Here is a 12,719-nt window from a genome sequence, read left to right on the forward strand (position 1 = left end):
GTTCAATCCCAGATGCCCTCGATACAATTCTCCGCGCATCTTATTCTCGCCTTATTTTATCTGCTGCTCCTTTACGCAAGCCATCGTCGCCTCTTCTCAGCGAAAACAATTGCCCGCTTGCTTATTCTCGCGTTTATTGCAAGCATCGCAGCATTAAACTGGTTACAAGGATTTTCAGCCGGGCTATGAATGCGCTTCCTACTTTGATCTGTGTCGGGCTTAACCATAACACCGCACCGATCGAAATTCGCGAGCAAGCAGCAGTATCAGCAGACAAAACTCCCTCCTTCCTCGAGTCAGTCAGTCGCCACCTTCAACTCTCCGAAGCAGTTCTCATCTCGACGTGTAACCGCGTCGAAGTCATCGCCGTTACCTCCCATCCCCATGAGGCCATCCAAGTTTGGCCAAGGTATCTCAGCTTGCTTCATGGCCGAGACTTCACCCCTCACGTTTTTCACTGCACAGGGGCAGATGCCGTCATACACCTCTTTGAACTCGCTGCAGGTTTACGATCCATGGTTATCGGAGAAACAGAAATTTTTGGCCAGATCAAACAAAGCTACGCTCTCGCGACCGCAGCAGGATTCACGCAAAAAATCACCCATCGCCTGTTTCAATCTGCCTTTAACGCAGCCAAAGAAGCACGTGCTCGCACCACGATCACAGCGGGTAACGTATCCATCGCCACAGTCGCTGCTGATCTAGCTGAAAAAATCTTTAGTTCCCTCTTCACCTGCACTATCCTCCTCCTCGGCGCTGGCGAAATCAGCCACCGCACCCTTCGCACCCTTCATTCGCGCGGAGCACAAAAAATTCTAGTCGCCAACCGAACCTTCGACCGCGCAGAAGCCATCTCTTGCGATATCCCCCAGGCTACCCCCATCGCATGGGAGGCCTGGCCAACCTGGCTGCATCGAGTAGATATTGTGATTGCTTCAACCTCCGCGCATCACCACCTCATCCAAGCAGCCGATTTTCCGCATGCACCGCCTCACCCACTTTTTTTAATCGATCTAGCTGTTCCACGAAATATCGATCCAGCTGTAAACTCGATCGAAAACATCTACCTCTACAACATCGATGATCTAGCTCTCATCGCACAAAACAACATGCTACAGCGCCAGGCCGCAATCGCCAAAGCCAAAGAAATTCTCCTTCCCCACGCCGCACGTTTTATCCAATGGCTAGAAAAAAACTATCACCCCTCACCTCTTCACCCTACACCAGCAAAGGATTGGCAACTCTCGCCTCAATTCAAAGCTTAATCCATCACCCGACTTGCCACTCCCTCACACCCTTTTGCCGACGGCAGGCCTCCACTTGAGCTCGCAGCAATTCACGAAAATGTTGCGCATCACGAATCCCCCTCACCACAAATCGCGGAGCCGTAGCATCCCCCGAAATAACGATCACATCGCCCGCACCGATAAATCGCATCAACAACGGCTCGATCAATTCCGTATCGCGCACGCGATAAAGCTCCACCTCTTCAGTGCGTTTGGTAAAGACTCCCCTCACTTGCCGCAGCCGTTCAGTAGTCAGAATGTAATGATGACACTGCACCTCAATCACTTTCCACATCGAGTAAAATAAAACCGGCAAAAGAATCGGAGAGAGAATTAACCAATACCACTCTGTTTTTTCTTGCCACTGAAGCAAATCAAAAACCCCCTTGAGCAAAGGCGGCACCACCGCAAACAAACCCAATGTCAAAGCATGATACCTAGCATTGATCAGATGACTAGGATGCCCATGCCATACCGTCCGCTCACCCCCCGCCTCACTCACCACCGACCTCGGCTCTGAAACAAAAGACGCTTCTACTTGTCCAGGAGATCCCGTTTCATCGGAATGCATAAATCACAAACGGCACGACATACAACAGCGAAAACACAAATACCCACACAATATCCACGAAATGCCAATACAACCCCACGTTCTCAAACATCACATACCGCGTTGCCGTCACTTTGCCCGTCAGCAAGCGAACCCACGCCCACAATAGCAGCCCGATCCCAATCGCAACGTGAGCACCGTGAAAGCCTGTCAGGGTAAAAAACGTCGCCGCATAAAGACCCCCTTCATTAATCCAAAGCCCCTCATGCTTCAAGTGCCACCACTCAAACGCCTGCCCACAAAGGAAAATCACACCCAATATCGTCGTCAACGTCAACCAACCTAAAGCCCGATCCGCGCGATCACCTCTTAGCGCAACCTCCGAAAGATGAAACGTCCAACTGCTAGCCAAAAGCAACACCGTGTTGAGAATCATCAACCAATTCATCCATGAAAGTGGCCATTCCAAATGATAATACGCGCCCGATTCAGGAAGCCATGTCGAAAGATTGCTAATGAAAAGAACAACATAACCCGCAATCAATCCCAAAAACAGCATCGCCTCAGACAGCAAGAAGATGAACATCCCAAAGCGAGCCGTAATTGCATAGGCTCGACTGCTGTGGCTGTTTTCACTCTCAGCAACTACAGGGAGCGCCGTCGTATTCATGCCTATTGCTTAGTAAGGATAAACCAAAAAGCAACGCTCAAGATAATCACCGCGACCAAAATTAAAACAAGCAACGTGACCCGATTCCTACGGCGCACGCTTTCCGGTATCTCCTGCATCTTCCCTTCTTGCATCCTCCCTACCTACAGCCTTCCTTGCCGCTTGTCATCCACCAATCTGCGCGGCATAAGAGCCCGATGAAATCACAACGCCTAGTTGCCCTCATCATTCGCGACGGATGGGGCATCCAAGCTCAATCCCATCTAAGCCCAGAAAAAATCGGCGATGCCACACGGCTCGCTGCCACACCTTATCACGACTACCTCTACGCGCACTACCCCATGGCAACACTCAGCGCAAGCGGCCTCGATGTCGGCCTTCCCGAAGGTCAGATGGGTAACAGCGAAGTCGGTCACCTCAACCTCGGCGCAGGACGCATTGTCTACCAAGACCTCACCCGCATCCATCAGGATATCGCCTCAAAAAAATTCTTCAGAAACCCAACGCTCTTAAGTTTCCTCCACTCCCTTCGCACACGTCACGCCACCTTACACCTCTGGGGACTGGTCTCCGATGGAGGCGTCCACTCCCACCTCGACCACATCAAGGCTGCTCTCCAAGCCGCTAAAGAAGCCGGCCTCACCCGAGTGCTTATCCACGCCTTCACAGACGGCCGCGACACCTCTCCCACAGGAGGAGCACAATACCTCGACGATCTCATCCGCACAACACGCCAGATCGGCATCGGTGAAATTGCAAGCTTAGTCGGCCGTTACTACGCCATGGATCGCGATAAACGCTGGGAGCGCATCCAATCAGCTTACGAACTAATTTTTTCCGGCAAAGGCACCCACACATGCACAGATCCAGTCACAACACTACAAAATTATTACGCCGCCGGAAAAACAGATGAATTCATCCCCGCAACTCGTATCCTCCCCGGCGAAAGCCCATTGATCAAAGACGGCGATGGCATTTTCTTCATCAACTTTCGCGCCGACCGCACACGACAACTCTGCGAAGCCATCCTAAAAGATGATTTCAACGGCTTCCCCAGAACTTACCGCCCTCGCGTAGAACTCCTCACAATGACCGAATACGACCCCCTATACAAACTACCTTGCCTTTACCCACCCCAAAGCATGAAAAACATCTTCGGCGAAGTCGTCAGCACTGCAGGCCTAAGCCAGCTTCGAATGGCTGAAACCGAAAAATATCCACACGTCACCTACTTCTTCAACGGCGGAAATGAAACCCCATATCCAGGAGAAGAACGCGAAATGGTGCCTTCACCTAAAGTTGCCACCTACGACCTCAAACCAGAAATGAGTGCATACGAACTAACAGAAGCCGTCTTACGAAGAATCCGCCAAAAACCTTACGACGTCCTCGTCCTAAATTACGCCAACCCAGACATGGTCGGCCACACAGGCTCTCTCCAAGCCGCCATCAAAGCCGTAGAAGCAGTCGACGCTTGCGTAAAGCAAGTCCTCACCGAAGTTCTCAATCAAAAAGGATGCGCCATCGTCACCGCCGACCACGGAAACTGCGAACAAATGATCGCCGAAGACGGTTCACCCCACACAGCACACACCTCCAACCCCGTCCACATCCTCTACGTCGGCCACGACGCTAATCGCATCCGATTGAAAAACGGAATACTAGCCGACGTTGCCCCCACACTTCTAGATTTGCTAGGGCTCCAAAAACCTGCTGAAATGACCGGGTCGAGCCTCATCGAAAGAAAATAAGCCTATGTGCGGAATCGTCGCATACCTCGGAGATAAAGAAGCTCAACCTCTACTCATCAGCGGTTTACGTCTCCTAGAATACAGAGGCTACGATTCCAGCGGAATCGCCATCCTAGGACCCCAAAACAATCTAAAAATCGTCAAACGCAAAGGAAAAATCCGCGACCTCGAGAAATATATCGGTGATCGTCATTTCCCCGGTCACCTCGGGATCAGCCACACTCGCTGGGCTACACACGGTGTCCCAAGCGACATCAACTCCCACCCCCACACCGACCAATCCGGCAAACTAGCCCTCGTCCACAATGGCGTCATCGAAAATTACGCCACACTCAAAGAGCGACTCACAAAACAAGGTCACAAATTCAAATCCCAAACCGACACCGAAGTCCTCGCACACTGGATCGGCCACATCTACGAACAAACAGACCCCAACGACCCAGATCGACTCGAAAAAGCTATTAAAAAAGCCCTCATCGAAGTCACAGGCACTTTCGGCTTAGCCGTCATCCACGCTGACCATCCCAACTGCCTAATCGGTGCAAGACGCGGCAGCCCACTAATCCTCGGCATCTCCGAAGAAGGACACTTCCTGGCTAGCGACGTCCCAGCCATAGCCGCACACGTCCAAAAAGTCGTCTACCTCAACGATGACGACATCGTCCGCATCCAAGACCATCAATTCCACATCTCCTCCCTCACACGAGGCGAATCCAAATTCGAAATCAGCCAAGTCGAAATCACAGACGCCGAAGCCTCAAAAGGCAATTTCCCACACTACATGCTCAAAGAAATCTTCGAGCAACCCCAAGCCATCATGAATGCCTTCCGCGGCCGCCTCCACCACGAAGCCGCAACTCCCAAGCTAGGCGGCTTAAACCTAACACCTCAAGAAATGCGATCCGTCAGACGCATCCTCTTCCTAGCCTGCGGCTCAGCACGCCACGCAGCCATGGTCGGTGAATCCCTACTAGAAACAATCGCCCACATCCCTGCAGAAGTTGATTTCTCAAGCGAATTCCGTTACCGCAACACACCCCTAGACGAAAACACCCTCTGCTTCGTCATCAGTCAATCCGGCGAAACCATCGACTCCCTCAACGCCATGCGCGAAGCCCAACGCAAAGGCTTCCGCGTCCTCGGCATCTGCAACCGCGTCGGCAGCACCATCGCCCGCGAAAGCAACGGTGGCGTCTACATGCACAGCGGCCCAGAAATGGCCGTCGCAGCCACCAAATCCTTCACAGCCCAAGTGATGATTACACTACTACTCGCCATCATCTTTGGACGAATGCGTCACATCTCCGCCACACAAGGCCAAGAAATGCTCGAAGCCATCGAAAAAGTGCCCCAACAAATCGCAAAAATCCTCGAAAAAAGCGAAGAGATCAAAGACATCGCCAAACGCTACCTCAAATCCAAATCCATGCTCTTCCTAGGTCGCCAAGCGCTCTACCCCGTCGCCCTCGAAGGAGCACTCAAAATGAAAGAAATCACCTACATCCCATGCGAAGGACTGCCGTGCGCAGAACTCAAACACGGATTTATTGCTCTAGTTGACAAAAAAACACCCTCCATCATCCTCGCCCCCACAGACTCCCTATACGAAAAAAACATCAGCAGCATCCAAGAAATCAAAGCCCGCCAAGGCCCCGTCATCGCCATCACCACAGAAGGCAACAAATCCATACGCTCCCTCGTCGACGACGTCATCACCATACCACAAGCCCCAGAATACATTACACCCATGCTCGCAGTCGTCCCCCTCCAACTCTTCGCCTATCACACCGCCATCCTCACCAACTGCGACCCCGACAAACCTCGCAACCTCGCCAAAAGCGTCACAGTTGAATGACTACCCCCCAGCATGCGCCTCAAGCCCACCCACACCCAAACCCAACCGCTTTTTACCCCAACCTTCATCCCACACCCCCCACCGCCTATCCTACCCCTCCTCGTCACACTCTCCATCATCCTCTTCACCCCTCACTGCCTCACCGCCACCACATCCCCACCCCAACCCACCCCCGACCCACCCTCACCCCTCTCAAAAGACCTCCCATCTCTCATCGAGCACGCACTCGAGCATAACCTCGAACTCCAAATCACCCGCAAAGAAATCGAAAAAGCCGTTGGCGCCCAGATCCAAGCTCGATCCGTCCGCTACCCCAAGCTCTCTCTCGAATCCCGCATCGAACTCCGCGACCAAAACCTCTTCAACCAATCCCCTCCCCCAATAGCAGGCCTCGACGACTACTGGATCATTCACCTCTACATCCACCACCCCCTCTACTCCGGCGGAGCCAACCCCAACAAAATCGCCATCGCCAATCTCCACCACTCCAATCAACTCCTCCTCCTCGAAGAAAAAACCCAAGACCTCATCGCTCAAATCAAAGAAACCTACTACACCCTCATCCTCCGCAACCTCGAAATCCAAGCCCAAGAACAAGCCCTCTCCGTCCTCAAAAAAGAAATCGCACGCCAACAAGCCCTCTTCGATGCAGGCCAATCCCCTCGCTTCAACCTCCTCCGCACCCAAGTCGCCTACAACAACATCATCCCCGAACTCGACTCCCTCAAAAACGACGCCTACCGACTCCTCCTCCACCTCGCCCAACTCATCGGCCTCCCACACCACCTCTACCCCTCCCACCTCAAGCTCTCCCACCTCCCCCCCTCACTCCCCTCACCTCCTCGTCGCCCACCAAACCTAGAATCCCTCACCACAGCTATCCAAAAACGCGCCGAAAAAAAACGCCTCCACAACCTCTCCCGCATCGCCTCACACCAAATCGCCATCGAACGCTCCGCCCTCTACCCCAAAATCGACGCCTTCGTCAGCACCCGCACCCGCCACTCCGATCCCCCATCCACACGCCCATCCTTCTTCCAAACCACACAAGAAATCGCCTTCGGCATACTCGCCCGCTGGGACATCTTCGATGGATTCCTCGCCCAAGGCAAAATCCTCCAAGCCCAAGCCCAAGCCGATATCGCTGCTACCCAAGAAACACAATGGCTCCAACACACCCACGCCCAGGCTCGCCTCCTCACCTCAGAAATCCTCTCCCTCCACTACATCCTCCAAAAACAACAACAAAACGTCTCCCTCGCCAAGCAAGCCCTTGACCTCGCCCAAGACTCCCACGCCCACGGCCAACTCTCCCTCCTCGACCTCCTCCAAGCCAACCTCGACTTCACCCGCGCCCGCCTCCACGAACTCAAATCCCTCCACCGCCTCCTCGTCGCCTACACCCAACTCGACCGCCTCATCGGCCATCCCCCTATCCACATCCACCCCTCCTCCCTCAAAATCTCACAACAATGACCCCCCACCTCCTCCCAATCCACCACCCCACCGCTCCTCAACCCCCACACCCCATCTCCCCCCAGCACATCCTCCTATCCCTCCTTCTCACCCTCACCCCTCTCCCCCCCATCACCACCACAGCCCAATCCCCGTCCCCCCACTCCACATCCCCCCCGCCCACCACCCCACACGCATTCCTCAATCACTTCGTCAACCAATCCCCCACCATCCAAATCGCCTCCCAACAAATCATCTCCCACTTCGGCCAACTCATCCAATGGAAAGCCTCCCTCTTCCCTCGCCTCTCCGCACAAGCCATCTCATTCCCCCTCCTCATCGACGCACACATCCACCACTCCCTCCTCGACCTCCCCACCCAAGCGCGCACCCGCGCCACCCTCCACCACCTCGAAGCCGCCGAATTCAACCTCCTCGCCACCGCCGAAAACGAATTCCACCTCCTCCGCCAAGCCACCACCCAATACCTCGCCGCCCAACACCTCACCCGCATCGAATCCTCCTTCGCCGACCTCTTCCTCTCCCACCTCCACACCCTCCGCTCCCTCCGCGACGCAGCCCGCATCCCCACATACGACCTCACCTGGGCCGAATCCCAAGCCCACTCCCTCCAGCTCAGCCTCCACGAAGCCCAAATCTCCCTCTACCGCGCACAAGCCCAACTCGAAACCATCACCTCCCAGCCCATCCACCGTCTCCCCCGCACACTCCTCGACCGCCTCGCCGCCCTCCCCACCGACACACCCCCCACCCACTCCCCCTACCCACCCTCCCCACCCCCATGGCACGCCCGCCCCGCATACAAAAAAATCCTCGCCCTCCTCAAGGCCGCCGACACAGAAATCCTCGCCCTAGAATACTCCCACCTCCCCACCCTCCACGCCTTCACACGCCTTGAAACCGCCCCAGACCTCCCCCCCCCCATCCAATCCCTCTCCCCATCCCAAGACGAAAACGAACCCTCCAACCGCCGCTCCCCCTCCCAATCCCGCCTCGCCCTCGGCACCCGCCTACACTGGCTCATCTGGGACGGCCGCGACCGCGCCGGCGCACTCCACTCCGCTCGCGCCTCCCGCACCCAAGCCACACACTTCCTCACACACTGGGAAAACCACTACCACCGCTCCTGGCGCCATGCCCACTCCACCCTCACCACCACTGCACAATCCCTCCGCCGACTCCACCACCAAGCCCGCACCCTTCACCTCACCCCACCCTTCCACCCCATCTCACGCCAACTCCACGACGGCCTCATCACCCACCGCCAATACCTCGACCACCTCCTCCTCGCCCGCCAACACGCCCTCCACACCCTCCACCTCAAAACCCTCCACGCCCAAGCCCGCCTCACCCTCGACACCCTCGCCGGCCGCCTCATCACCCTCACCTACAAACGCTCCTCCTCACCCCCCATCCACCCAACCCTCTCCGCATCCCACCCCACAACCACCCCCACACAACCCACCCCTTGACGCCTGCGCCCACCCTGCTACACTTAACACCAATCGGGGAGCCGCAAGGCTGAGAGTCCCGTTCCACCCGGGAGACCCGTCGAACCTGATCCGGGTAATGCCGGCGAAGGGAAACCTATGCCACTACGCCAACTCCACCTCCCACACCAAGTCGAAGACTGGCTCAACGAACTCAGCGCCACCCTCACCCAACCCGCCTCCCTCATCCTCATCGGCTCCGGCGCCCTACTCTGGCACGCCGCCCAACGCGGCCTACACATCCCACTCCCAGAAAACAGCATGGACATCGACCCCATCTCCGACGACGAAGAAGTCATCGCCCACTGCTACCAAGCCCTCATCGGCTCAGAATTCGAGCTCCGCCACGGATGGCACGTCAACCTCATGCCCACCGAAGCCCTCCACCACCTCCCACACGACTGGCCCACACGCGCCTCACAAAAAAAATACGGCCTCCTCACCGTCACCGTCCCAGCACCCCAAGACCTCATCGTCCCAAAACGCCTCCGCAACGAACCCCGCGACATCCTCCACATCCAATGGACCCAACAACACCTACTCTCCCCATGACCACCCTCTCCCTCGAACCCCTCGACGACATCGCCCGCCTCCGCTCCGCCCGCATCCTCTGGAAAAACCCCACCTGGCGCGCACGCCTCACCGCCCACTGGACCGACCCACGTCACCCCTACCGCGAACGCTTCCTAGCACAAAAACAAATCATCGAATTCGCCCTCTCCTCACCCCTCCCCGAACCCCTCCTCGACACCCAGCTCCGCACACTCGGCCACACCCTCCGCACCATCCGCCGCGAAATCCCACCCATCTTCGGTCACTTCTTCCACGAAACAAAAACCACACAACCCCCACACCTCAACCCACAACACCAAACCCCCACACACCATGAACCCACCCACCCCTAACACCACCCCTGAAGGGCGCCGTTCCAACGGCGCCAATCCTGCAGAGCACCGTTCCACCAGCGCCAATACCACCCCTGGAGGACACCATTCCACCGGCGCCAATACCCATAACCCCACCCACCCCACCCCAAACACCACCCCCACCCCCCCCACCACCGACCACCCCACAGGCCAACGAATCTACATCCACGGCACCCTCCACCCCCACATCCGCGTCCCCATGCGCGAAATCCACCTCACCCCCACCCACTACACCGACGGCCGCATCGAAGTCAACGAACCCCTCCGCCTCTACGACACCTCCGGCCCCTGGGGCGACCCCGACTACCGTGGCACCGTCGAACAAGGCCTACCCCCCATCCGCCGCCCCTGGATCCTCGCCCGAGGCGACGTAGCCGAATACGACGGCCGCCCCATCCGCCCCGAAGACGACGGCTACCTCTCCGAAACCCACGGCCGCACCCACCACACCCGCCGCCAAGACGACCCCGGCTACCGCCTCGAAGGCCTCACCGCACCACGTCGCCGCCCACTCCGCGCCTCCGCCGGTCACCCCGTCACCCAACTCTGGTATGCCCGCCAAGGCATCATCACCCCAGAAATGGAATTCGTCGCCATCCGCGAAAACCTCGGCCGCGCCCAACTCGCCGACCTCGCCCACAACCCCCACCGCAACCACCTCCACACCCAACACACCGGCAGCGCCCAACGCAACGGCACCGACCCCCACACCCCATCCGTCTTCCGCCGCTTCCCCCAACGCATCCCACCAGAAATCACCCCAGAATTCGTCCGCCAAGAAGTCGCCGCCGGCCGCGCCATCATCCCAGCCAACATCAACCACCCCGAGCTCGAACCCATGATCATCGGCCGCAACTTCCTCGTCAAAATCAACGCCAACATCGGCAACTCCGCCCTCGCCTCCTCCATCGAAGAAGAAGTCGAAAAAATGCGCTGGGCCACCCGCTGGGGCGCCGACACCGTCATGGACCTCTCCACAGGCAAAAACATCCACGCCACCCGCGAATGGATCCTCCGCAACTCCCCTGTCCCCATCGGCACCGTCCCCATCTACCAAGCCCTCGAAAAAGTCGGCGGCCGCCCAGAAGAACTCACCTGGGACATCTACCGCGACACCCTCATCGAACAAGCCGAACAAGGCGTCGACTACTTCACCATCCACGCCGCCGTCCTCCTCCGCTTCATCCCCCTCACCGCACACCGCATGACCGGCATCGTCTCCCGCGGCGGCTCCATCATCGCCAAATGGTGCCTCGCCCACCACCAAGAAAACTTCCTCTACACCCACTGGGACGAAATCTGCGAAATCTGCGCCGCCTACGACATCTCCTTCTCCATCGGCGACGGCCTCCGCCCAGGCTCCATCGCCGACGCCAACGACCCCGCCCAATTCGCCGAACTCCAAATCCAAGGCGAACTCACCCGCCGCGCCTGGCAACACGGCTGCCAAGTCATGAACGAAGGCCCAGGCCACATCCCCCTCCACCTCATCGAAGAAAACATGCACAAACAACTCCAATGGTGCGGCGAAGCCCCCTTCTACACCCTCGGCCCACTCACCACCGACATCGCCCCAGGCTACGACCACATCACCTCCGCCATCGGCGCCGCCCTCATCGGCTGGTATGGCTGCGCCATGCTCTGCTACGTCACCCCCAAAGAACACCTCGGCCTCCCCAACAAAGACGACGTCAAAGCCGGCGTCATCGCCTACAAAATCGCCGCACACGCCGCCGACCTCGCCAAAGGCCACCCCGCCGCACAACTCCGCGACAACGCCCTCTCCAAAGCCCGCTTCGAATTCCGCTGGGAAGACCAATTCAACCTCGCCCTCGACCCCCACACCGCCCGCGCCTACCACGACGCCACCCTCCCACACCAATCCGCCAAGACCGCACACTTCTGCTCCATGTGCGGCCCCCAATTCTGCTCCATGAAAATCACCGAAGACCTCCGCCAATACGCCGCCGCACACGCCATCACCGAACAAGACGCCCTTCAAAAAGGCATGGAAGAAAAATCAAAACTGTTCCTCCAAGCCGGCGCAGAAATCTACCAACAAACCTAATCCCATCCATCTATTCGGCCTTCTTGTCTACACAGGTCCCCGCTGAAAATTGTTTAAGCTTTACGAGCCGTTCGGGCTGACTACTTTTAAATCATGGAAGTAGTAGATGTCAGAAAGCTTGCCCTTCTATGCTCGAAAGATTATTCGGAGGCAATAATCCCAGATCAGCAGGACTTTCGCCTACCGGAGTTCAAACTCGATAAATTCCAAAGAAAACTCATCAACTCAAAGAAACGATTCATTCGGGTCATCGCTCCCGCAGGAGCAGGAAAGACAAGAAGTCTCATCGCCAAAACCATCCATATCCTAAAAAATAACCCCTCAGCTCGTATCCTAAGTTTCACCTACACCAACGCTGCAGTCGAGGAGTTCCGACAACGTGCAACAGAGATAGGATTAACGACTCTCAATGCATTGCATGTAAGCACAATAAATTCATTCGCCTATGAAATAATCAAAAAATTTTCTCCCAGCCACATACTAGCCACCCCCCAGTCTAACTGGCCTCTCCTTGTCAAAACCATTAGGAATTCAATCAATTGGAGCCCCAATATAACTTTCTCCGAACAATACCACTTAGCTTCCCAAATAGCTGAATTGTCCGACCTTACCAAAAGTCTCGGTTTTAGCCATACTCACTCCGATGA

The 12,719-nt window shown here is 56.6% G+C and carries 11 protein-coding genes, 1 pseudogene and 1 riboswitch; of the genes and pseudogenes, 10 read left to right on the forward strand and 2 right to left on the reverse strand.

The annotated features are described in order from the left end of the window. Nucleotides 1-189, forward strand: a 189-nt coding sequence (locus tag NZM04_00890; GenBank protein MCS7062601.1) for a hypothetical protein, incomplete at its 5' end; no start/stop codon positions are given. Further along, the gene (gene hemA / locus NZM04_00895; protein MCS7062602.1) at nt 186-1,265 is read left to right on the forward strand and encodes a glutamyl-tRNA reductase; all 1,080 of its coding nucleotides are present in this window, start codon (nt 186-188) and stop codon (nt 1,263-1,265) included. The genes NZM04_00890 and hemA, both read left to right, overlap by 4 nt. 4 nt (nt 1,266-1,269) lie before the next feature. Here the strand turns inward: hemA and NZM04_00900 are convergent, their stop codons facing one another. Together NZM04_00900 and NZM04_00905 are read right to left on the reverse strand one after the other, a co-directional pair. After that, a complete protein-coding gene (locus tag NZM04_00900; GenBank protein ID MCS7062603.1) occupies nt 1,270-1,857 on the reverse strand; it encodes a PH domain-containing protein in 588 nt (195 codons plus the stop codon). Further along, on the reverse strand, nt 1,844-2,506 hold the full coding sequence (locus NZM04_00905; protein MCS7062604.1) for a cytochrome c oxidase subunit 3: 663 nt from the start codon (nt 2,504-2,506) through the stop codon (nt 1,844-1,846). The genes NZM04_00900 and NZM04_00905 overlap by 14 nt, the downstream gene beginning before the upstream one ends. Before the next feature lie 197 nt (nt 2,507-2,703). Between NZM04_00905 and gpmI the strand changes: the two genes are divergently transcribed. The 8 genes and pseudogenes from gpmI to NZM04_00945 form a co-directional block, all read left to right on the forward strand. Next, complete coding sequence (gene gpmI / locus NZM04_00910; protein MCS7062605.1) at nt 2,704-4,257, forward strand: 2,3-bisphosphoglycerate-independent phosphoglycerate mutase; 1,554 nt, start codon at nt 2,704-2,706, stop codon at nt 4,255-4,257. Nucleotides 4,258-4,261: 4 nt separating this feature from the next. Continuing rightward, the gene (gene glmS / locus NZM04_00915; protein ID MCS7062606.1) at nt 4,262-6,112 is read left to right on the forward strand and encodes a glutamine--fructose-6-phosphate transaminase (isomerizing); all 1,851 of its coding nucleotides are present in this window, start codon (nt 4,262-4,264) and stop codon (nt 6,110-6,112) included. Nucleotides 6,113-6,124: 12 nt separating this feature from the next. Then, nucleotides 6,125-7,588, forward strand: coding sequence for a TolC family protein (locus NZM04_00920; protein ID MCS7062607.1), 1,464 nt, complete (start codon nt 6,125-6,127; stop codon nt 7,586-7,588). Beyond that, nucleotides 7,585-9,060, forward strand: a complete 1,476-nt coding sequence (locus tag NZM04_00925; protein ID MCS7062608.1) for a hypothetical protein — start codon at nt 7,585-7,587, stop codon at nt 9,058-9,060. The genes NZM04_00920 and NZM04_00925 overlap by 4 nt, the downstream gene beginning before the upstream one ends. 24 nt (nt 9,061-9,084) lie before the next feature. Then, nucleotides 9,085-9,189: riboswitch (TPP riboswitch) on the forward strand. Further along, nucleotides 9,178-9,630, forward strand: coding sequence for a hypothetical protein (locus NZM04_00930; protein ID MCS7062609.1), 453 nt, complete (start codon nt 9,178-9,180; stop codon nt 9,628-9,630). (Overlaps the previous riboswitch by 12 nt.) Continuing rightward, nucleotides 9,627-9,983 carry a hypothetical protein gene (locus NZM04_00935; protein ID MCS7062610.1) on the forward strand — a complete coding sequence of 119 codons (357 nt, stop codon included), beginning with the start codon at nt 9,627-9,629 and terminating at the stop codon, nt 9,981-9,983. Before NZM04_00930 ends, NZM04_00935 begins: the two co-directional genes overlap by 4 nt. Nucleotides 9,984-10,155: 172 nt before the next feature. After that, a pseudogene (gene thiC / locus NZM04_00940) lies at nt 10,156-12,072 on the forward strand (phosphomethylpyrimidine synthase ThiC). A 93-nt stretch (nt 12,073-12,165) separates the two neighbouring features. Continuing rightward, on the forward strand, nt 12,166-12,719 hold a 554-nt coding region (locus NZM04_00945), incomplete at its 3' end, for a UvrD-helicase domain-containing protein (GenBank protein ID MCS7062611.1).

Source organism: Candidatus Methylacidiphilales bacterium, assembly GCA_025056655.1.
Taxonomy (GTDB): domain Bacteria; phylum Verrucomicrobiota; class Verrucomicrobiia; order Methylacidiphilales; family JANWVL01; genus JANWVL01.